At 43.1% G+C, this 22931-nt stretch carries 20 protein-coding genes; 15 read left to right on the forward strand and 5 right to left on the reverse strand.

The window, feature by feature from the left end:
- Positions 1-77 precede the first annotated feature (77 nt).
- Positions 78-530 carry an IS200/IS605 family transposase gene (gene tnpA, locus IGJ17_RS03225; RefSeq protein ID WP_008382269.1) on the reverse strand — a complete coding sequence of 151 codons (453 nt, stop codon included), beginning with the start codon at positions 528-530 and terminating at the stop codon, positions 78-80.
- 202 nt (positions 531-732) lie between these two features.
- Complete coding sequence (locus IGJ17_RS03230) at positions 733-1557, reverse strand: DUF92 domain-containing protein (RefSeq protein WP_086333033.1); 825 nt, start codon at positions 1555-1557, stop codon at positions 733-735.
- 136 nt (positions 1558-1693) lie between these two features.
- Between IGJ17_RS03230 and IGJ17_RS03235 the strand changes: the two genes are divergently transcribed.
- The 6 genes from IGJ17_RS03235 (at position 1694) to IGJ17_RS03260 (ending at position 9771) form a co-directional block, all read left to right on the forward strand.
- Positions 1694-3001, forward strand: coding sequence for an FAD-dependent oxidoreductase (locus IGJ17_RS03235; protein WP_429961068.1), 1308 nt, complete (start codon positions 1694-1696; stop codon positions 2999-3001).
- Positions 2991-4433 carry a helix-turn-helix domain-containing protein gene (locus IGJ17_RS03240; RefSeq protein WP_086333035.1) on the forward strand — a complete coding sequence of 481 codons (1443 nt, stop codon included), beginning with the start codon at positions 2991-2993 and terminating at the stop codon, positions 4431-4433. Before IGJ17_RS03235 ends, IGJ17_RS03240 begins: the two co-directional genes overlap by 11 nt.
- 129 nt (positions 4434-4562) lie before the next feature.
- The gene (gene glpK, locus IGJ17_RS03245; RefSeq protein ID WP_086333036.1) at positions 4563-6083 is read left to right on the forward strand and encodes a glycerol kinase GlpK; all 1521 of its coding nucleotides are present in this window, start codon (positions 4563-4565) and stop codon (positions 6081-6083) included.
- Positions 6084-6086: 3 nt separating this feature from the next.
- Positions 6087-7916 carry a type 1 glycerol-3-phosphate oxidase gene (gene glpO, locus IGJ17_RS03250; RefSeq protein WP_086333037.1) on the forward strand — a complete coding sequence of 610 codons (1830 nt, stop codon included), beginning with the start codon at positions 6087-6089 and terminating at the stop codon, positions 7914-7916.
- Entirely contained in the window at positions 7909-8625 is a 717-nt protein-coding gene (locus IGJ17_RS03255) for an MIP/aquaporin family protein (RefSeq protein ID WP_005237471.1), read from the forward strand. The genes glpO and IGJ17_RS03255 overlap by 8 nt, the downstream gene beginning before the upstream one ends.
- A gap of 90 nt (positions 8626-8715) precedes the next feature.
- On the forward strand, positions 8716-9771 hold the full coding sequence (locus IGJ17_RS03260; protein ID WP_086333038.1) for an alpha/beta hydrolase: 1056 nt from the start codon (positions 8716-8718) through the stop codon (positions 9769-9771).
- A gap of 59 nt (positions 9772-9830) precedes the next feature.
- On the opposite strand, the gene nrdF is transcribed toward IGJ17_RS03260, so the two are convergent.
- The 3 genes from nrdF to nrdH form a co-directional block, all read right to left on the reverse strand.
- Entirely contained in the window at positions 9831-10796 is a 966-nt protein-coding gene (gene nrdF, locus IGJ17_RS03265; RefSeq protein WP_005225180.1) for a class 1b ribonucleoside-diphosphate reductase subunit beta, read from the reverse strand.
- Positions 10797-10893: 97 nt separating this feature from the next.
- A complete protein-coding gene (gene nrdE, locus IGJ17_RS03270; protein ID WP_086333039.1) occupies positions 10894-13053 on the reverse strand; it encodes a class 1b ribonucleoside-diphosphate reductase subunit alpha in 2160 nt (719 codons plus the stop codon).
- 97 nt (positions 13054-13150) lie between these two features.
- Positions 13151-13375, reverse strand: coding sequence for a glutaredoxin-like protein NrdH (nrdH, locus tag IGJ17_RS03275; RefSeq protein ID WP_005225182.1), 225 nt, complete (start codon positions 13373-13375; stop codon positions 13151-13153).
- A 356-nt stretch (positions 13376-13731) separates the two neighbouring features.
- On the opposite strand from nrdH, the gene IGJ17_RS03280 reads away from it, so the two are divergent.
- The 9 genes from IGJ17_RS03280 (at position 13732) to IGJ17_RS03320 (ending at position 22743) form a co-directional block, all read left to right on the forward strand.
- Entirely contained in the window at positions 13732-14199 is a 468-nt protein-coding gene (locus IGJ17_RS03280; protein WP_005237467.1) for a FeoA family protein, read from the forward strand.
- Positions 14199-16337 (forward strand): ferrous iron transport protein B, encoded by a 2139-nt coding sequence (feoB, locus tag IGJ17_RS03285; RefSeq protein WP_086333040.1) that lies wholly within the window; start codon positions 14199-14201, stop codon positions 16335-16337. The genes IGJ17_RS03280 and feoB overlap by 1 nt, the downstream gene beginning before the upstream one ends.
- The gene (locus tag IGJ17_RS03290) at positions 16334-16465 is read left to right on the forward strand and encodes a hypothetical protein (protein ID WP_005237465.1); all 132 of its coding nucleotides are present in this window, start codon (positions 16334-16336) and stop codon (positions 16463-16465) included. Before feoB ends, IGJ17_RS03290 begins: the two co-directional genes overlap by 4 nt.
- Before the next feature lie 434 nt (positions 16466-16899).
- Positions 16900-17346 carry a PTS sugar transporter subunit IIA gene (locus IGJ17_RS03295; protein ID WP_086333041.1) on the forward strand — a complete coding sequence of 149 codons (447 nt, stop codon included), beginning with the start codon at positions 16900-16902 and terminating at the stop codon, positions 17344-17346.
- A gap of 1 nt (position 17347) precedes the next feature.
- The gene (locus IGJ17_RS03300) at positions 17348-17713 is read left to right on the forward strand and encodes a PTS sugar transporter subunit IIB (RefSeq protein WP_005237463.1); all 366 of its coding nucleotides are present in this window, start codon (positions 17348-17350) and stop codon (positions 17711-17713) included.
- A 25-nt stretch (positions 17714-17738) separates the two neighbouring features.
- Positions 17739-19025, forward strand: a complete 1287-nt coding sequence (locus IGJ17_RS03305) for a PTS ascorbate transporter subunit IIC (protein WP_086333042.1) — start codon at positions 17739-17741, stop codon at positions 19023-19025.
- A gap of 24 nt (positions 19026-19049) precedes the next feature.
- A complete protein-coding gene (locus IGJ17_RS03310; protein WP_086333043.1) occupies positions 19050-19715 on the forward strand; it encodes an SIS domain-containing protein in 666 nt (221 codons plus the stop codon).
- Entirely contained in the window at positions 19712-20617 is a 906-nt protein-coding gene (gene dapA, locus IGJ17_RS03315; protein WP_086333044.1) for a 4-hydroxy-tetrahydrodipicolinate synthase, read from the forward strand. The genes IGJ17_RS03310 and dapA overlap by 4 nt, the downstream gene beginning before the upstream one ends.
- A gap of 23 nt (positions 20618-20640) precedes the next feature.
- Positions 20641-22743: a BglG family transcription antiterminator gene (locus IGJ17_RS03320; RefSeq protein ID WP_086333045.1), complete on the forward strand. Its 2103-nt coding sequence runs from the start codon at positions 20641-20643 to the stop codon at positions 22741-22743.
- Positions 22744-22931 lie beyond the last annotated feature (188 nt).

Genomic DNA, 22931 nt, shown 5'->3' on the forward strand with positions numbered 1-22931 from the left:
GGGCTCACCACTCGCTAGCCCCTTAAAAGGGGCTTTTTAAATGACCACCAACCGCTCACAGCCCTATCTCTCTTTAACTATTTAAATGGATCTACATACTCTTGTTTACTTATACTATCTCTTATTCGATCATCTGCTTCTTGTTCTCGAATATATTTTTCGATTGTTTTTTGATTTAACCCAACCGTACTCACGTAGTATCCTTTGGACCAAAAGCTTTTATTCCCATACTTATATTTCAAATTCGCATGTTTTTCATGGATTAAGGTTGCACTTCGTCCTTTTAAGTAGCCCATAAAACTAGAAATACTAATCTTTGGTGGTATTCTTACTAACATATGAATATGGTCAGGCATGGCATGAGCTTCAATGATTTCAACATCCTTCATCTCACACAATTTTCTTAATATCTGACCAATACTTACTCTTAACTTTCCATAAATCACTTTTCGTCGATACTTCGGGGTGAAGACTATGTGATACTTACAATTCCATCTGGTATGTGCTAAACTTTTATCGTCGTTAGACATAAAAAAACTCCTTTCGATCTGATATGCGGTTGGTAGCCACTATTAGTATATCGAAAGGAGTTTTTTATCGCTAAAGCTATTTCGTCCACGCGTAGAAACGCGCGGTTTTTTTGTTTCGTACGCTACGCGAACGAAACTGACTAAAGTCATTAATCAAAAAGCAGCAAGACACATCACATTAGTGAGATGCCTTGCTGCTTTTTTATGATGCGTTAGACATTTTTAAGTAAAAGAGACACACAGTCAAAATAACGATCACTATTGAAGTCAGCAAATTGACCCCTTCATTCGTTACAAAGGAAAGACCGCCGACTTGCTTGGTCGCAACGTCGTGGTGGACTTTTTTTTCGGTGTATTGGTGACAGACTGGGCATTGATAGCGCACCTGAATCGCTGCGCCCAGTAAGCTGTCCAAAAGACTACCGCAAAAGCCTAAAGCAGTCAAAGTCAACCAGAGATCAAGGGAGAACGGCTTGCCGTTCAACCATAAGGCTGCTGCGAATAAACCAGTGATGGCGAGACTCCCTGCTAGGGAAGCGGCAGTTCCCAACCAACTGACACCGCCGGAAAGTCCCGGTGGTAATTTTTTTCCCGTTAGTAAGTGACGCGGTGGACTTGGACTCAGCACGCCGATTTCTGAGCCCCAAGTGTCAGCCGTACAGCTAGCGATTCCCGCCACAAATCCCCAAAGGAATAGCGGTTCTTTCGTCCCAAAGGCAAGCAGGAGCGCAAAGATACTGGGTGCGATGTTCGCAAAGACTTGTTTTGCATCACGGCGAGCACCTTTGGCAAGCACCGCTGACTCTGGCTGACGGCGTATTTTCTTTAAAAGACCAATGATGCCAGAGCTGGCAAAGAAAAAGCCAATCAAAAAGATGCTGTACCACGGACCAAAGCCAATAACCAGTGTGCCGCAAAGAATCGCAGCCAGTGCGCCAGAAATAGTCAGCCACTGAAAGACGAATGCTGCCGCTGCAACGAATATGCTGGCAAACAATCCTAGCATGAATTGATAAAAGAAAACCATTTGAACACTCCTTTGCGTATAGTGTAGCATAGGTCTCATTTATTTTACCGCAGTTAACAAAATAATAGTAAGGAAGATAGCTTTTTACTCGTCAAATGAGAGCGTTTCATTTAAGCTAAAGGAGAGAGGTGATCCAATGAAAATCATAATTATAGGTGGGTCTTTTGGTGGTGTCAGCTGCGCCCGCGAAGCACGTCGATTATACCCTGACGCAGAGATTCTACTGATAGAAAAAAAAGCCCATCTTGGGTTTGTTCCAAGCGGCTTGTTATTGCTGATCGAAGGCAGGATCGCTTCGCTAGAAGAAGCATTCTTTTGTACGAAGGAGCAGCTGGAGGCAGAAACGATCGACGTTGCCTTAGAAGAAACGCTTCTGGAGATTTTTCCTTCGGATCATCGGATTCGAACGGATAAACGGGAACTAAGTTATGATCGACTCGTCTTGGCAGCAGGCTCCAGTCAAGATTCCACTGTTTTGCCACAACCAGAAGAAGCACCACTGACCTACAAGGAATATGAAGCAGCGAAGCATTTCTTGCAGCAATTGCCCCAAGCAGAGTTGATTACCATCGTCGGTGCTGGTCAAGCGGGGATGGAAGCGGCGAATACCTTGACGGCGATCGGAAAAAAAGTCAGTGTGATCGAATCAATGTCATATCCTTTGTTCAAGTACTTTGATCGCGATTTTTTGCAGCCCTTTTTAACGGAGATCGAAAAAAGCCCCAACTTGCAGCTGCATTGGTCGGAGCCAACTTTGGCAGTCGTTAAAACGGAAACAGGCTTTCGGATCGAAACCGCCGATCAAGGTTATGAAAGCGATCTGGTATTGACGACAGTTAACGTTCATCCTCGCTTGCCAGAGGCATTTACGGTCTTTGAATTACACAGTGATCAAACTATCTGGACAGATGCCTACTTGGAAACTTCTGCCACGGATATTTTTGCGGTCGGCGACTTGATCCAAATTCCAAATGCTATTACGAAAGACACGGTCTACATGCCCTTAGTCAATAATGCTGTTCGCTCAGGGATTGCGGCAGCTCGCAATCTAGCAAACAAAACGACCCCGTTTCGTGGTGGATTGCGGACAGTCGGTACACAATTGTTTGAGTGGTATTTAGCCAGTACCGGCTTGACCGAGTCGGATCAGTTTTTCTATGAATCACCGATCGTTTGTCACACTTTTACGACTACCGTTTCCCTTTTTGATTCGACGCAGGTCCATGGAAAAGTGATGATCGAACAAGCCAGCGGCCGAATCGTTGGTGCGCAGCTATTATCAAAAGCCAATATTTTGGAAAAACTCAATTTACTAGCATTTGCGATCGAGCAGCAGGCAACGATGGAGGAGCTGACCCAAAAAGACTTTTTCTTCCATCCACGGTTCACGAATGTGTTGGATCAAACCTTCATATGGTCGGGAAGTGATGCCGATGAGACTTGATCAGTTATTAGAAAAAAAAGAAGCAAAACAATTGCAGCTGCTCAAAAAACTTTTACTAGTTGGCGGTCAAATGGAGCTACATGAATTAGCGCTCTATCTTGGCATCAGTAAGCCTTCTCTGGAAAAGTATGTGGATGAGCTGCAAGATGAGTTGGCTCACTACCAAGAGCAGTGTCAGTTGTATTATCGAAAAGGTGTCCTGGTCTTTGAAATGAGTCCCACTTTTTCCCTCAATCAAATCGAATGGGCGTTTTATCGGTCAGCATTGAAATTTCAAATCCTCGAGCATCTTTTGCAGCATCAAGAGGTGACCACTGTCCAGCTGGCACAAAAATTAGCGGTCAGCGAGTCATCCTTGTTTCGCAAAATCAAAGAGCTAAATGGCTTGCTAGCAGAATTTGAATTAGAGATCTGGCAAGGAAAGCTGATTGGGGAAGAAACGCAGATTCGTTATTTCTATTTTGAACTCTTTTGGTATGTTCATTCTTTTGACAGTCAGCCATTGCCGATCGATGAGAAATATGTCGGTCTGATCACTCGCGGCCTGAACATGCGTTTTACGAAAGAAGCCCAGCAGCGCTTGTCCCTATGGCTGAGGATCATGAAAGCGCGACTGAAAATTGCTACTCAATCCTTTCAAGTTTTACGGGAGAAAATGGCACCTTACATGAAAGACCCTTTGTTTCAACAATTACGTGAGTTGGTATTTCGTGGCTTTGGCCATTACGCATTAGAAGTCAGAGAAGAGGAGGCGATGCTGCATTTTGTTTTTTTGTTGTCGTTCTCGGTGTTATCCGAACACGATCTGCAGGTGTATATGCTGCAGCGTTCTCGGTTTACGCCAACTGCCTTGACGGATACCTTGATTTTGGAACATATTTTGCATCTTTACCGCCCATCGTTTGTTCCTCGTGAAATGGAAGCCACTTGCTATGGTCACCTGCTGCAGATCCACAGCCGCGTCTATTTTTTCAAAGGGGATGTGGAAGTTTTTGATCGAGAAAATATTTGGCAGCTGGAAGCGCAGTTATCCAGCCGCAACATTCAGCAAATCAGTCATGAACTATTAGGTAAGGCCTTAACAGAGTTAAATATCAAGCCGTCCGAGAAAAATAGTCTACTGATGATGACGATGGTCAAATACTTGAGTGTCATCACGATCATCGACTATCAAATCAATCGAGAATTTCGTGTTGGGATCGCCTTGAAAATGGATGAGCTATTTAAAGAAGCCCTCTATTATATGTGGCTGCTGTATCTCAAAAATTTGAATGGCGTAGTTGTCGAACGCTATCGTCCAGAACAAGAATATGATTTGATCTTGGCGAATTACGCCATCGAGACCAAAACACCGACCTATCGAATCAGTGAATTAGGGACTGCTTATGATCGTGAGACAATCAAAAAAATGATCCGTGAACGCTTTAAATAGTGGATTTCGTCAATTTCTTAGAGATTTGAAAAAAAATTGACGAACCATATAGCAAAAGTTCAGCTAAAATAAAAGCAAGTCAGAAAGCGCTAACAAACAGCGCGTATAAAACCAAAGGGAGCGAATCAAATGGCAGAAAAAAATTATGTAATGGCGATCGACCAAGGAACCACTAGTTCAAGAGCAATTATTTTTGATCGTAACGGGAAAAAAATCGGCAGTTCACAAAAAGAGTTTCCGCAATACTTTCCAAAATCAGGTTGGGTAGAACACAACGCCAACGAAATTTGGAACTCTGTCCAATCAGTCATCGCAGGGGCATTTATTGAATCAGGTATCCGACCAGAAGCAATCGCCGGCATTGGTATCACCAACCAGCGTGAAACGACAGTGGTTTGGGATAAAACGACAGGGCAGCCAATCGCGAATGCGATCGTTTGGCAATCCCGTCAATCTTCACCGATCGCTGACCAATTAAAAGTAGATGGCCATACAGAGATGATCCATGAAAAAACTGGGTTAGTCATTGATGCGTATTTCTCAGCGACCAAGGTGCGTTGGCTTTTAGACAATATCGAAGGGGCACAAGAAAAGGCGGATAATGGTGAGCTACTCTTCGGAACGATCGATTCATGGCTTGTGTGGAAACTGACAGATGGACAAGTCCATGTCACCGACTACTCCAATGCTAGTCGGACGATGCTTTACAACATTCATAAATTAGAGTGGGATCAAGAAATTTTGGATCTTTTGAACATTCCAAGCTCGATGCTACCAGAAGTCAAAAGCAACTCAGAAGTCTATGGTCACACCCGCAGCTACCATTTTTACGGCAGTGAAGTACCAATCGCTGGAATGGCTGGAGACCAACAAGCCGCTCTCTTTGGACAAATGGCCTTTGAAAAAGGTATGATCAAAAATACTTACGGCACTGGGGCATTTATTGTCATGAATACTGGTGAAGAACCACAATTGTCTGACAATGACCTACTGACGACTATCGGGTATGGCATCAACGGCAAAGTCTATTATGCCTTAGAAGGAAGTATCTTCGTTGCTGGATCAGCGATCCAATGGCTGCGGGATGGTCTACGCATGATCGAGACATCGCCACAATCAGAAGAACTAGCTGCCAAAGCAAAAGGTGATAATGAAGTCTATGTGGTACCTGCCTTTACTGGATTAGGTGCGCCTTACTGGGATTCAGATGCAAGAGGAGCAGTCTTCGGCTTGACTCGTGGGACGACGAAGGAAGATTTTGTTCGGGCAACATTGCAAGCTGTTGCGTATCAATCAAAAGACGTCATCGATACGATGAAAAAAGATTCCGGTATCGATATCCCATTGCTGAAAGTCGATGGAGGGGCAGCCAAAAACGATTTATTGATGCAGTTCCAAGCGGACATTTTAGACATTGACGTACAACGAGCAGCGAATCTGGAAACAACCGCATTAGGTGCAGCCTATTTGGCAGGACTAGCGGTTGGCTTCTGGAAAGACTTAGATGAATTGAAATCAATGGCAGAAGAAGGGCAAATGTTTACGCCAGAAATGCCAGCAGAAGAAAGAGACAATTTGTACGAAGGTTGGAAACAAGCGGTGGCGGCTACTCAGACCTTCAAATTCAAAGCGAAGAAAGAAGGCGAGTAAGCCATGACCTTTTCTCAGAAAGATCGGAAGGAAACCATTCAAGAAACGGCAAAGACCACCTATGATGTGTTGATCATTGGTGGTGGGATTACCGGCGCAGGGGTTGCCGTTCAAACAGCAGCGGCTGGGATGAAGACGGTTCTTTTGGAAATGCAAGACTTTGCCGAAGGGACGTCTTCGCGGTCCACGAAACTCGTTCATGGCGGTATTCGCTATTTGAAAACCTTTGACGTGGAAGTGGTCGCTGACACCGTGCGGGAACGGGCGATCGTCCAACAAATTGCTCCACATATCCCGAAACCAGATCCGATGCTTTTACCGATTTACGATGAACCGGGGGCAACCTTCTCCTTGTTTTCTGTTAAAGTGGCGATGGATCTTTATGATCGCTTAGCGAATGTGACAGGCAGTAAATACGAAAATTATCTGTTGACGAAAGAAGAGGTCTTAGCACGCGAACCACAGCTGCAGGCGGAAAACTTAGTTGGTGGCGGAGTCTATCTTGATTTTCGCAACAACGATGCCCGCTTGGTGATCGAAAACATCAAACGAGCACAAGCCGATGGGGCAGCAATGATCAGTAAGGCCAAAGTCGTCGGCATCTTACATGATGAGCAAGGCATCATCAATGGGGTAGAAGTGGAGGATCAACTGACAAACGAGCGCTTTGAGGTTCACGCCAAAGTCGTGATCAACACGACCGGCCCTTGGTCAGACATCGTTCGTCAATTAGACAAGAATGATGAGCTGCCGCCACAAATGCGTCCGACGAAAGGTGTCCATTTAGTGGTCGATCGGGAAAAACTAAAAGTGCCGCAACCAACCTATTTTGATACTGGGAAAAATGATGGTCGGATGGTTTTCGTGGTACCAAGAGAAAACAAGACCTATTTTGGCACAACCGATACGGACTATAAAGGCGATTTTGCCCATCCGACGGTCACACAAGAAGATGTCGATTATCTACTGACCATCGTGAATGAACGCTTCCCACATGCACAAATCACCCTTGATGATATCGAAGCGAGCTGGGCTGGTCTACGTCCATTGATTACGAATAATGGTGGTTCGGATTACAATGGCGGCGGTAAAGGCAAACTATCGGATGAAAGCTTTGAGCAGATCGTTGAAAGCGTCAAAGAATATCTTGCAGATAAGCGGCAGCGACCAGTTGTAGAAAAAGCCGTAAAACAAGCACAAGAACGAGTAGAAGCCAGCAAAGTGGATCCATCGCAAGTTTCTCGCGGCAGCAGTTTGGAACGCTCAAAAGACGGACTATTGACGTTGGCAGGCGGAAAAATCACCGACTATCGTTTGATGGCGGAAGGAGCAGTCAAACGGATCAATGAATTGCTTCAAGAAAGCGGTGCTTCCTTCGAGTTAGTGGATTCAACCACGTACCCAGTTTCTGGTGGGGAGCTTGATGCAGCCAATGTAGAGGGAGAATTAGCGAAGTTGGCTGACGAAGCGCAAGCCGCTGGGTTCAATGAAGCAGATGCGACGTATTTGGCTCATCTTTATGGGTCGAATCTTCCCCAAGTGTTGAACTACAAGACGAAGTTTGAGGGCTTAGATGAAAAAGAAAGCACTGCCTTGAACTATTCCTTGCATGAAGAAATGGTTCTGACGCCTGTCGATTATCTATTGCGTCGGACCAACCATATCCTATTTATGCGAGATACCTTAGATGAAGTCAAAGCCGGTGTCGTCGCAGCTATGACCGACTTCTTTGGCTGGAGCGAAGAAGAAAAAGCAGCCTATGTAGCAGAAATGAACCAAGTGATCGCAGAATCAGATTTAACAGCCTTAAAAGGAGGAAAAAAAGATGAATGAAACAACCCAGATCTTTAGTGAATTTCTAGGAACGGCTATTTTGGTTTTGTTAGGGGATGGCGTGTGTGCGGCTGTCAATCTGAAAAAGAGTAAAGCAGAAGCCTCTGGCTGGATCGTGATCGCGATGGGCTGGGCAACAGCGGTGACCATCGCCGTATACGTTTCAGGGTACATGGGACCTGCTCACTTGAATCCAGCCGTTACATTAGGCATGGCGATGACAGGGAATTTTTCTTGGAGTTTGGCTATACCGTTTATGCTGGCGCAGATTGCTGGTGCGATCGTAGGAGCAATCCTTGTTTGGCTCAACTACTTGCCATTATGGGATGAAACAAAAGACCAAGGCGCGATTTTAGGCACCTTTGCAACAGGGCCTGCAGTTCGTAATTTAGTATCGAATACGATCACTGAAGTCATTGGTACCTTTGTCTTAGTCTTTGGCTTATTGGCTTTTGGTGCCAATACCTTTACGGATGGATTAAATCCCATCGTTGTTGGGATCTTGATCTTAGCGATCGGACTGTCTCTTGGTGGACCAACAGGCTATGCCATCAACCCGGCACGGGACTTAGGACCACGGATTGCTCACCAAATCTTACCAATCAAAAACAAAGGGACTTCCGATTGGGGCTATGCGTTAGTACCAATCATCGGTCCAATGATCGGTGCAGCGATCGCAGCTGGTTTGTTTATGATGTTGCCATTATAAACGATGTTATTTTAAGGATGATACCTATTGGTATCATCCTTTTTTAATCTTTAGCGATTGTCATTGAATTTGCTAAAAAAACATGGTTAAATGAAAAAGCTGAAACAGAACGAAGGAAGGAGCTTTTGCGTGAAAAAAATTCTGCGCTTTTTCATGTGGGTGGCGATGGTCCTGATCGGACTCTTAGCTGCCGTTTTTCTGGCTTTTCAACTCTCCCCACGACCGGGGGCTTTTTTGATCGGTCATCTGTTTAACCAAGAAGTGACCATCAAGGGTGAGGCAGCTTATCAAAAAAGTTTGCCGAATGTGACGGTCAAACAGGACTTGACGTATCAATCGGACTATCAACGTAGTACCTTTGATCTATATTATCCCAAAGAGGCACAAGGCCCTGTTCCAGTCATTTTTTGGATCCATGGGGGCGGCTATGTCGGTGGAGATAAAGAAGGGGTCAAAGAGTTTGCGACCTATGTCGTCGATGAAACCCAAGCCGCTGTGGTTTCGATTAATTATGAATGGGCACCAAGTCTGCATTATCCGGGACAGGTCAAACAATTAGCCCAAGCGGTAGACTCGATCAAAGCAGATGCCCAAGCATACCCCATGCTGGATTTCGATCAACTCTTCTTCGGCGGGGATTCTGCAGGAGCCCAAATCGCTGGGCAATATGTGGCGCTGCAAACCAATCCAGCGTATGCGAAGGAAATGTCCTTTGATCAAGACATTCCTGCATCGGCCCTGAAAGGGTTTATTTCCTATTGCGGACCGCTTGATTTGAAGCAGATCGCCGGGACTTCTTCAGATGATCGCTTTATGAAATTCTTTGTCAAAACGGTGGCTTGGTCGTTATTAGGCAAAAAAGAATGGCAAGAAAGTCCCCAACTGCAGGAGATCTCACTGGTGGATAAATTGACGGCTGATTTTCCGCCAACGTATATCACGGATGGCAATGCCTATTCCTTTGAAGACCAAGGCATTGCCTTTGCCAACCAGCTGCAAGCTCTTGATATTCCCGTGACGAGTCGCTTTTACAAAGGGGATTCGGAAACGGTGACCCACGAATACCAATTTGATTATAGCTTGCCCCAAGCACAGGCCTGTTTGACAGAAACGTTGACCTTTATCAAAGACCAGCTGGCTCACTAAAAAACACCTTGTTTCTCACCCTCAATTGGCGAGAAACAAGGTGTTTATTTGTCAGCAGATCAATCAAGTCCGATGAAGTAGTCATCGTCTTTCATCGCTTCCACGGAACCAAGCAGATACCCGTTCCCAACTTGTGAGAAGAAGTCGTGGTTGCTGGTACCAGTTGAAATACCGTTCATGACGATTGGATTGACATCGTTGGCGGTATCTGGGAAAAGCGGGTCTTGTCCTAGATTCATCAAAGCCTTATTGGCATTGTAACGCAAGAAGGTTTTGACTTCTTCGGTCCAGCCGATCTCATCGTATAATTCTTCGGTATAACGCTCTTCATTTTCATACAACTCATACAACAAGTCGTACATCCAGTCTTTCAGCTTTTGCTGTTCGTCTTCTGGTAATTCGTTGAAACCTAATTGGAATTTGTAGCCGATATACGTGCCGTGAACGGATTCGTCACGAATGATCAATTTGATGATCTCCGCTACGTTCGCTAGTTTGTTATTACCTAAGTAGTAAAGGGGTGTATAGAAACCTGAATAGAATAAGAAGGTCTCTAGAAACACACTGGCGATTTTTTTCTCTAGCGGTGTCCCATTTTTGTAAATCTCATTGATTCGTTCGGCTTTCTTTTGTAAGTAAGGATTGGTATTGGTCCATTCAAAAATATCGGCGATCTCCGCTTTTGTATTCAAGGTGCTGAAAATCGATGAATAGCTTTTTGCATGGACAGATTCCATAAATTGGATGTTGTTCAAGACCGCTTCTTCATGTGGGGTGCGGACATCTTTACGCAGTTGATCCATACCGCTTTCTGATTGAACGGTATCTAATAAGGTCAAGCCGCCAAAGACGTAGCCCACCGTCGTTTTTTCTAATGGTGATAGCGTCCGCCAATCATCAAGGTCATTTGATAAAGGGATCCGCGTATCTAACCAGAATTGCTCTGTTAATTTTTCCCAAGTGGATTTATCGATGATATCTTCGATCTCATTCCAGTTGATTGCTTCATAGTAAGTCTTACCCATAGTCGGTTCCTCCAATAATCGTATCAAGACAACAGCCGACCCGCTCTCAATAGAGAGCAGGGGCAGGCTATTGGTTCGTTTTCAGGCAAAAGTTGGATTAGATGACACAGCTTTCACATTGGTTGCTGCCGATCTCTTCTGCATCATCTGTAAAGGTCCGTACATAGTAGATCGATTTGATCCCTTTGTGGAAAGCATAGTGACGCAAGATGTTCAAATCACGGGTGGTTTGTTTTGTCGTTTCTTTCCATTCGTAAAGACCTTCTGGAATATCTGAACGCATAAACAAGGTCATACTCATCCCTTGATCGACGTGTTTTTGAGCAGTTGCGTAAACATCGATCACTTTGCGCATATCCATATCGTAGGCTGATTTGTAGTAGCCGATCGTCTCATTGCTCAAGTAAGGTGCTGGATAATAGATCTTGCCGATTTTCTTTTCTTGGCGTTCTTCGATCATCCGAGTGATCGGGTGGATGCTGGCACTCGTATCATTGATATAAGAGATCGAACCATTTGGTGCAACGGCTAAGCGGTTTTGGTGATACAAGCCGGTTTCTTTGACGGTTTGTGCCAAGGCTGCCCAATCTTCACCAGTTGGTAAAAAGACGCCTTCAAACAATGCTTTGACTTTTTCCGATTTTGGTTGGTAGTCACCTTGGATATAATCAGTGAAGTAGCTGCCATCTGCATAAGCTGATTTTTCAAAGTTATGGAAAACTTCGCCTTTTTCTTTGGCGATGGCATTGCTTTCAACCAATGTCCAATAGTTCAACAACATGAAATAAAGATCAGTAAATTCAAGGGATTCTGGTGAACCGTATTCCATTTGATTTTTTGCAAAATAGGTATGCAAGCCCATTGCGCCTAAACCGATCGTGTGGTTCAAGGCATTCCCATTTTGGATCGATGGTACCACGTCAATGTCAGACGCATCAGTAACGAAGGTCAAGGCACGAGTCATTGCTCGAACAGATTTCCCAAAGTTAGGGCTGTCCATCAAGTTCACGATATTGGTGGAACCTAAGTTACAGCTGATATCTGTTCCTAAAACCTCGTATTCTTGCTTGCCGTTGATCTCAGATGGTGCTTGAACTTGAAGGATCTCGGAACAAAGATTACTCATGATGATCTTGCCATCGATTGGGTTGCTGCGGTTTGCTGTATCGATATTAATGATATAAGGATAACCAGATTCTTGTTGTAATTTAGAAATTTCATTTTCTAAATCGCGAGCTCTGATTTTAGTCTTGTGAATCCGTGGATTCATGACTAAGTTGTCGTATTCCTTGGTGATATCGACATAAGAAAATGGTACGCCATATTCTTTTTCGACACTGTACGGACTAAAGAGATACATCTCTTCATTTTTACGCGTCAATTCGTAAAATTTGTCAGGTACGATCACACCTAATGATAAGGTTTTGACACGGATTTTTTCATCTGCATTTTCTTTTTTCGCTGATAAAAAGCTGATGATGTCTGGGTGGAAGACGTTCAAGTAGACCACACCAGCCCCTTGCCGTTGACCCAATTGGTTTGAATAGCTGAAGCTATCTTCAAACAATTTCATTACAGGCATCACACCACTTGCTGCACCTTCGTAGCCTTTGATAGGCGCGCCAGCTTCCCGCAAGTTTGATAATGTGATCCCGACACCGCCGCCGATCCGTGAAAGTTGCAGTGCGGAGTTGATCCCACGACCGATCGCGTTCATGTCATCAGTGATTTGGATCAAGAAACAAGAAACTAATTCACCGCGACGTTTGCGTCCTGCGTTCAAGAAAGAAGGGGTTGCTGGTTGGTAACGTTGGTAGATCATTTCATCTGCCAAGCTCATGGCTAACTCTTCATTCCCATCCGCAAAGTAAAGGGCGTTGAACGCCACCCGATCTTCGTAACGCTCAAGATACGCGGTACCATCATTCGTTTTTAATGCATATTGTGAATAAAACTTGTAAGCAGCCATAAATGATTTGAAAGTAAAGTGTTGCTCATCTAAGAATTGATACAAGTCCTCAATAAAAGCAGGACGGTACTTTTTGATAAATTCTTCTTCTAAATAATCATTTTCAATCAAATAATTGATTTTGTCCATTGCAGTCGCAAAGGTTAAGGTATTTGGTTCAACGTTTTCTTTAAAGAATGCCGCTAGGGCTTCTTTGTCTTTATTTAATGGAATTTGACCATCTACTGGACGGTTGATCTCATTATTCAATTTGAAATAACTGACATCTTTGATTTCTTTCAAGCTCATAAATGGCTAACCTCTTTTCTTGTTTTGTTCGTATAAAAAAGGACTTGCGGTCTGGACGACTGACAAATCCCTCAAAAGCATCACATTGAGAAAAATCTTAGCTCGCTAATTGACGTAGTTGATCTGGACGGAAACCGATGATCGTTTGCGCATCAGAGGTAATGACTGGCACACTTTGAAATCCTTGTTCTTTCAAAAATTCTAATGCTTCAGGCTCATTATCGATATTGATTTCTTCAAAGGCAATCTGATTTTCACTTAAAAAGCGTTTCGCCATTTTACATTGCATGCAGTTGTTTTTAGAAAATAGTTTGATATTCATAATTGTTTCCTCCGAGTTGTAATAGTTATAAACCTAGTATAAATAAGTCTCGGAGAAAGTCAACGAAAAAACACTATATCTTGTGCTTGTGAATTCGGCATACACAATTTATAGTGTTTCTGTGTTTTTTATGCAAATGAAAAAAGCGGAAAATACTTAGAATTACAAGGTTTTTGCGTAATTATTAGAGGGGATATGCAATCAAAATGAGTAAAAAAAATCTCTATTGTGAAGGAAGATTCAAAGTTAAGTCGAAAACAGATTGACTTCCTATGGAAATGGCTCTATTATAATGATAATCATTCTCAATTAAAGTAGGTTAATTAAAAAACACTTCACAAAAGGAGTAAGAACCAATGAAAATGGCGCAAACTTGGGCTTCTGGGACATACAAAATCGACTCGTTGGCAACAACCAAAGAAATCACGGTTCATTTAAACGATCTTGGCATTCGCACGGGGGTTGAAATCGTTGTGGTGCAAAAAGATCGCAAAGGCGGCATCATTTTGCACCAAGGGACGCGGATTGCTTTAGATGCACGGGTCATGGAACAAATCGATGTCACAGAAATCCAGCAGCAAACGGTCATTACCTCTTTGGATCAGCTGCAAGTTGGTGAAAGCGGGAAGGTCAATCAGATTGGTGCAAAAGGTGCTTTGCGCCGTCGTTTGATGGATATGGGGCTTACGAAAAACGTTCATTTGGAAGTAGTGAAACTGGCTCCATTGGGTGATCCAATGGAGATTCGGCTCCGCGGTTATGAATTGTCTTTGAGAAAGCAAGAAGCAGCGTTGGTTTTTATCGAAAAAGGAGTCGAAGCTTGATGACCTATCAATTTGCATTAGCAGGAAATCCCAATAGTGGGAAAACAAGTACTTTCAATCAATTGACTGGTGCCAAACAAACAGTGGGCAATTGGCCGGGTGTCACCGTAGAACGTAAAGCGGGGCGACTGCGAAAAGACCGGCACGTGCTGATCCAAGATCTGCCCGGGATCTATTCCTTGTCACCTTATACGCCTGAAGAACTGATTTCCCGCAATTATTTGATGGAAGCATCGCTGGATGCGGTGATCAATATTATTGACGGAACTAATCTTGAGCGAAATCTGTATTTAACATTGCAATTATTAGAAATGAATGGTCCGACCGTGGCAGCCATCAACATGATCGATCTATTAAAGAAAAAAGGCTTGCAGATCAACTTCGAAAAATTGGCTTACGGATTAGGGATTCCTGTAGTGGGGATCAGTGCTTTGAAACAACGTGGTTTAGCCAAAATGATCGAGGCAGCGAAGCAAGCAGCCAACACACTACAGCTCCCTCCCCGCTACGATGCTCGTCTAGAGGCTGGCTTGACCGAGATCATGGCGATTTTGCCAGAGACGATCCCTCAGCAGCGAAAACGCTGGTTTGCCATAAAACTCTTCGAAAAAGATGAAGCGATTCAAGCAATGTGTAAACTGACTGATTCCCAGCAAGCAGTCATTCAGGAGACGATTTCGATTTTAGAGATGATCTTTAAAGACAGCAGTGACGCCATTCTCGTTAATGAGCGCTATGGCTTCATTGAAGAATTGTTGGCGCTGGCAGTCATCAAGGAAACAGATCAGCACTTAGCCTTCAGCGACAAAATCGACCGCGTGTTGACCCATCGCGTATTGGCACTACCGATTTTTGCCTTCATTATGTGGGGAATCTACTATTTATCGATTCAGACGATTGGCACGATCGGCACTGATTGGGTCAATGATGTATTATTTGGCAGCTGGATTCCCGAAACAACAGCGCATTGGCTAGAACAGCTGCGGGTCGCCCAGTGGCTACAAGAACTGATTTTGGATGGCATCGTGGCTGGGGTCGGTGCGGTTTTAGGCTTTTTGCCGCAGATTTTCGTGTTGTTTTTTTGCTTGGCTATCTTGGAGGACTGTGGATACATGGCACGGGTGGCATTTGTCATGGACAGACTGTTTCGCAAGTTTGGTCTATCTGGCAAGTCGTTTATCCCCATGTTGATCGCTACAGGTTGCGGCGTGCCGGGGGTGATGGCAAGCCGAACGATTGAAAACGAAAAGGATCGTCGGTTGACGGTGATGGTCACGACCTTTATGCCTTGTTCTGCCAAATTGCCGATCATTGCATTGATTTCGGGTGCCTTTTTCCCTCATTATAGTTGGGTCGCACCATCGGCCTATTTTGTCGGCATGGGCGCTGTGATTTTTTCAGGGATCGTCTTGAAAAAAACGCCGCTTTTTGCAGGTGATCTGGCACCATTCATTATGGAACTGCCAGCGTATCACTTGCCGCAGCTCACAACGATTTTGAAAAGTGCCTGTGATCGAGCCATTGCTTTTGTAAAAAAAGCCGGAACGATAATCTTTGTGGCTTGTATCTTTGTCTGGTTTACCTCCAGCTACAGCTTTGCCTTGCAGCGGGTCAGTGAAGACCAAAGCATTTTGGCCTTTTTCGGTCGACTTTTGGCGCCCCTCTTCGCTCCCCTAGGCTGGGGAACTTGGCGAGGCGCCGTGGCGACGATCACTGGCTTGGTGGCCAAAGAAAATGTGATCGGCACATTCGGGATTCTCTACGGACAAACCGGTGAGTTGTCAGAAAGTGGGACGGAGATTTGGCAAGTGTTGCGCGGCGATTACACTGCTGTGGCGGCATACTCTTTCCTGGTCTTTAATTTACTATGTGCCCCCTGTTTTGCTGCCATCGGTGCGATTCACCGTGAAATGGGGGACAGCAAGTGGACGTGGTTAGCCATTGGCTATCAATGCGGCTTGGCGTACTGCGCCAGTTTTCTGGTCTACCAATTCGGACACGTCATCTTTGAAGGCGGACACCTCACGCTAGGTGTTTTTGCGGCAATAGTCATTGCTGGTCTATTAGTATTTGCTCTGGTGAAGAAACCATTCCGAGGGAGTGCGCCCTTGATCCAAGTCGTAGGAGGCGAAAAATGATTGCTACAGTAATTCTAAGCGGACTGATTTTTGGCTATGGCGGTCGTGTGGTGTACCGCATGGTGAAAAAGGATCATTGTTCTGATTGCCACAGCAGTTGTCCCGTGAAGCATGAGGAAGCAAAGTAGAAAATAGCGGTTGTAAGTAAAAATTCGTGTGAAAACACCTACGGGTAGAAATACAATTGAAACGGTAGATCTATAGCCATGAATAGAGTGTTTGCTTTAAGAAGTTCTTAGTTTATTTAAGAGCTTCTTTTTTTTATTGTGGGTGCAAGCAAAAGATCTGTCCATTTTTGGTTCATTTTTTCCTTGGTAGAATAAGTTTTGTGAACTGCTCAAGAAGGTTATCGAGAAAAACTGGAGGCTAGTAAAAAAAATAGGCAGTATTCCTGGTCTTTTTGAGAAGAGCAGTTCACTTAATCTGGAAGCGTGTACAAATATGTGGTCGCAAATCGTCTATTCAGGTCAGAACTTTTCACTTATAGTGTGTGTATAGGAATTATCTCGAGAAATTCTTTTACTAAGACCTAAAGAAATTTTTTTAGAAAGGAAATCGTCGTTTGCAAACTACATTATTAACAAAAGAAAACATTTTACTTCAGCAAGACAGTACCAGTTGGCAAGAAGCAATCAAAAAAGCTGCCCAGCCGTTATTGAGGAATGGCAGTGTTTCAAAACAGTATGTCGAAGCGATGATTCAATCCGTCTTAGATGCCGGGCCGTATATCGTGCTTATGCCTGGGTTTGCTTTGGCCCATGCCCGATCAGAAGATGGGGTTTGTCGTTTAGGACTAAGTGCGATGACCTTAAATACCCCCATCTCATTTGGTTCGCCCAATGATCCAGTTAAAGTCATTTTCTGTTTGGCAGCGATAGACCCGACCAGTCATTTGGAACTGATGGGTGAGTTAGCAGAGGTTTTAGCAAGGGACAATATCATTGATCGTTTAGCAAATGTGGAGACACCAGAAGCATTTATAAAACTATTAGAAGAAACGAGGAGTTAAGATGGGATTCTTTCAAAAAAAGAAAAATGATGCATCGATCCAATCAGATGCAAAACCTAAGGCGAGTAATGGCAAGAAATTTTTGATAGCGGTTGCATGCCGTGCTGGGATGGGGAGTTCAACGCTGCTTCACATAAAAGTAAAATCAGTGATTGAAGAAAACGGCTATCCCATTGAAACGATTCATGGAAATCTAGATGTTCTCATTGGTTTTACGGGTGATGCCTTTATGAGTATGGCAGATATCGCAGCGGAACCTGATTTTCAAAACAAACCTTATGAAGTCATAGGTATTCAAAATATTATGAGTAAAGAAGAGATCCAAGGAAAACTAGAAACATTTCTTGAAACGATGCAAACAAAATAAATTGATGGAGCGAGGAATAAATTGAATGGCAATTTTAGTAATGAACCAATTCAGAAATACTGCTGTGTTGCTAATGATTTTAGCTTTGATCGGGTTACTTGCACAAAGAAAGCCTGCGAAGGAGACCCTGAGCGGTGTCCTCAAAGTGGGCATTGGGTTTATGATTTTTAATATTGGTGGTGGTCATGTAGGAACGATTGCTGCAAATTTCGCCACGTTGTTTCAGACCGCATTTGGTGTTCAAGGGACGGTTCTGGCAGTAGAGCCTGCTACAGCGTTAGCTATGGATGTATATGGTTTTGAAATATCAATGATTATGGGGCTAGGGTTCATATTCGGATTAGTTATTGCGAAATTGACGCCTTTAAAATCAATTTTCTTAACCGGTCAGCATTATCTTTTCTTTGCTGCTGTCATTGGGTTGATTTTTATTTCGAATGGTATGTCCACTTGGGTAACAGTTATCTTTGGTTCTTTGGTACTAGGTTTTGCAGGAGCAGGGTTGCCCAAATTGGCTCAGAAATATACAGATGAGCTGACAGGTAATGCAGGGGTTGCACTAGGTCACTTTAACTTGATTTTTTACTGGTTCTCAGGTGTCATTGGCAGTGTCATTGGCGGGAAAAATTGGCAAGCAAAGAAAGAGAAAGCAGCCAATCGCGAGCTTCCTGATTTCTTCTCCGTATTCCGAGATTTTGTCTTCTCTGTTGCATTTTTCATGATTATTCTTTTCTACATTGCAACGATCGCAGCAGTTTTAAGTGGTCATATGGATGTCGTTCAAGAAATGGCTGGCAACGACTTATGGTTCTTGTATCCGTTGATTCAAGGGTTGCAATTTGCGGCGGGTATGTCTGTACTGATTTATGGTGTGCGTCAATTTATTGCTGAATTAACGGCTGCCTTCGTGGCGATCTCTGAAAAATATATCCCGGGATCAATGCCGGCAGTAGATGTTCCTGTGTTTTTCCAATATGCGCCAACCATGGTTCCTGTCGGTTTTATTACCTCGTTTATAGGTGGCTTAACAGCGACGTTTGCCATGGCTGCTATGGGTTCTCCCGTTGTACTTTTGCCAGCAGCTGGGATTGCTTTTTTCTCGGGTGGAACAATGGGTGTCTTTGGTTCAATAAGAGGCGGGTTGAAAGGGGCGATCATCGCATCCTTCTTAGGCGGTATTTTGCTGACTGCATTGCCTTTGGTGCTTTTCCCAGCTTTTTCTGAATTAGGCATCACAGACGCTGGATTTCCTCAAATCGACTACAATATTATCGGAATTTTACTAGATAAAATCTTAAAACTATTTAGTTAAACAGTATGATTAGCAAGGAGAAAGGTGGATACCATTTCTCCTTGCTATAAGGAAGGAAAATCTGTATTGAATGAAAAAAACGTTTTGTTTGCATATAGTACGAATTTAAAAGCCCAAAGCGATGCTCAATTTTATCGACTTGAAGAAGAAGAAGTCTATCAACAGATGGTGAAGGCCAAAGAACTTATTCTCCATGCAGAAAAAAACCATAAGCGCGTTCATGTAACAGGCGTGGGAAAATGTTCCTATGTAGCAGGCTATGCAGCTTCACTTTTCTCATCTGTCGGCACGCCAACCTATTTTTTAGACACAACCGAAACTGTGCACGGATCGGCAGGACAAGTCGTGGCTGGCGATGTAGTGATTGCGATAAGTAATAGTGGGAACACCAAAGAATTAGAATATGCACTTGCTGCCTTAAAAGCCAATGGCGCTGTAATTTTAGCGATAACAGGAAATGAAGATTCTTCCCTAGCTTCCTGTGCCGAAGTCACATTGTCTTCTTATGTTTCCCAAGAAGGGGACTCATTGAATAAACCGCCACGTTCCTCTGTGATCGCCCAAATGATCCAGCTGCAGGTTCTGTCGGTGTTGCTGCAAGAAGCAAAAGAAATCAAGTTAGAAGATTACCTTAAATGGCATCCAGGGGGAAGCTTAGGAGCAACGACAAAAAAGGAGCTTACGCAATGAAAATCAGAGGAATTATACCAGCAATGGTCACACCATTAAATGAGAACGGCATCAATGAAGAGGGCACCAGAAAGCTTGTAAGGCATTTGATTGCTGGTGGTGTCCACGGGTTGTTTATTTTAGGAACCAATGGCGAATTTCATACCTTAAGCAAAGAAGAGAAAATCCAGTTTGCAAAAATCGTTGTCGATGAAGTATCGGGCAGAGTACCAGTATTTGCAGGTGCCGGAGATATCGCAACGAATAAAGTGATTGAGTTAGTAAATGAGTTTGCAAAACTCGGCGTTGATGCTGCTTCCATCATTACGCCGTATCTTTTGAAATATACCGATGAGGAGTTGATCCATCACTACCGAATGATTGCTGAGCAAACGACACTACCAATTATTTTGTACAATATTCCGCCAAATACTAGAAATTTCATCAATCGTCATGTTTTCTCGGAATTACTCAAAATTGACTCGATCATTGGGATAAAAGATTCAAGCGGTGATCTAGAAAACTTCAAGGGCTATCTTGAATTAAATCATCGAGAGGATTTCTCTTTGCTGATGGGAAGCGACTCTAAGATTTTAGAAGCGCTACAGTTAGGAGCAGATGGCTCTGTGGCTTCAACCGCAAATGTTGTGACGAAAACAGATGTGTCGATCTATGAACAATTTGTAGCTGGAAACATAGAACAAGCGCGGCAAGAACAAGCAAGTATTGATGATTTTAGAGAAGCCTGCAAATGCTCAACGATTCCGTCTGGGCTGAAATACTGTTTGCGGGCAATCGGACAGGATGTTGGGTTACCGAAACTGCCTGTTCTAGATCTTACGAAAGAAGAAAAGCAGCAGGTAGATCAAGTGCTTCAAAAATATGTACAAGCGGAAGGATTTACATTGAAAGTAGAACAGTAGGCTGCAGAAATGGGGGAACATTGATGGTAAAAATTGACTATAGGACGAGAAAGATGATGATGGCTCTGATTGAAAAACCGACCATCAGTTACGATTATCTTCAGCGGAATTATTCTATGAACCGCACTCAAATAGAGTATACCATTGATAAAATCAACCAGTTTCTATCTGCCCAAAAACTACCACTTAGCGTGAATAAGGAAAGTGTGATTCGACTGCCTGAAAAAAGCAAGGAATATTTGTTGGAGTCATTTTTACGTGAGCGTATGTTTAAGTATTATGAGATGAGTTCAAAAGAACGAGGAAAATATATCTTTTTGACGCTCTTTTACTACGAGAAAGACTATCTGTCGGTCAATCATTTTTTAGATGCGTTAAAAATCGGCAAAACAACCTTTATGAGTGATCTGCGCAAATTACAAGCGGAATTACATGGGTACGATATTTCAATCAGTTACTCGAGAAAAGAGGGGTATCACTTAGCAGGTGATGAACTGATGATTCGTTACGCTTTATTTCGAATGATTTTGGAAGATGTGACTAGCAAGGACGATGATTTTATTTACCGTTACTTTATTCATAACGAACGAATACAATTGGCGGATGAGCAGGACACCTATCTTTCTCTTCTTTTAGAAAAACATGCGATAGAGTTAGTTGAAAATAGATTGATTGAATTGAACTATATCCTTATTTTTTTATACCCAAGAATGGGCTTGAATGAATTTAATCTAAAGCCCTTTTCTAATGATCATGAGTTAGTAAAAATGAAGGAGTACCGCTTTGCTGAAGAAATTTTAGAAAACGCAGGGGTGATGAATAGTATAGAAAAGAACTATCTCTGTGGGTGGGTCCTGGGAATGGCATTAGGGAATGAAAAGGAATGGCTTCAAGGAAATTTGGTCATCATTGACTTGGTAGAAAGAATCGTCGAGCGATTTGAATTGCTTTCAGGTATTCGTTTCAAGGATAAACACTCTGTCATCAAGCAATTATATAGTCATTTTCGACCGACCTATTTCCGGATGCTGTTTCGATTACCGATCATCAATCCTATGCAGGAGAAAATTTTTGAAAAATATAATGACCTTTATCAGATCGTAAAAGAAACCTTGAGACCAATCAGTGATAGCTTTGATTCAAAGCTTCCAGATGAAGAAGTAGCCTTTTTAACAATGCACTTTGCGCTTTTGATCAGGAATTCTGAAGAATATATGGTGCAACAAAAAGTGGGGGTCGTTGTTTGCCCAAATGGTATTGGAAGCTCAGCAATCATTTACAATGAATTAAAGGAAATCTTTCCCTCTTTTATCTTATTGGGACCGATTGAAACAAGCGAACTACATTCATTTGATCAGTCTTACGATATCATTTTTACGACAAAACCCAACTTTCAACTTTATCCGTTAAAAAAACCGATTTTTGTAGTAAACCCGATCATGTCTTACGAGGAACGAACCCAGTTGTTTTTAGATGTCAAATTCGAAACCAGTACAAGTATAAAGCCCAATACTGTTACGATCGACGGCTTGATGCACGTTATTCAACAATATTCAACGGTTACCAGCGAGTCAGCTCTGCGGCATCATCTAGAGAAATTTGTACAAGAGTCCTGCTCGCCAACGGCATCTATCATGTCTCAAAAAGAGAAAAAGCCAAAAGAACCTGCAATGCTGTTGGATATGATGCGTCCAGAATTGATACAATTAAACAAAAAAGCCAGAACGTGGGAAGAGGCCTTTTATCTCGCAGCCAATCCATTGATTGAAAGAAAGATCATCACTAGAAATTACATCGATTCGATCATTCAACAAACCAGATCAGAAGGTGCTTATATGGTGATAGTCGATCAAGTTGCCTTACCGCATACGGTTCCTGAAGCAGGTGCAAAAAAACTTGGCATGGGATTGACAACGTTAGAATCTGAAGTATATGTCTTAGGAACGATTCCTGTAAAGTACATCTTTACTCTTTCTGCGTTAGACAGCAAGCAGCATCTAAATGCGATGACTCAGTTTATTACCCTTATTGAATCCAAAGACTTTTTTCGAGAATTAGAAAAACATGAATGTCCGGAAACAGTTTATCACTGGTTTGCAGAGATTTTACGTACTGCTGTTGTATAAATTTTTTCGAAAAAACTGTAAGTATTATAGAATAAAGCATATACTCTTTGGTCTTTATTGAGAGAAGCGTGCGAAGGGGAGTAATTTGCCTTCATCGTTTGCTGCTGTTCATCCGAAAGCGAGGGATGTCATCCAGAACTGTTAACAGCCGAAGGATTATCTAATGATACTAATTTATGCCGTTTGAG

Origin of the sequence: Enterococcus sp. DIV1096b, assembly GCF_050498765.1 — a bacterium.
Lineage (GTDB): Bacteria > Bacillota > Bacilli > Lactobacillales > Enterococcaceae > Enterococcus_D > Enterococcus_D entomosocium.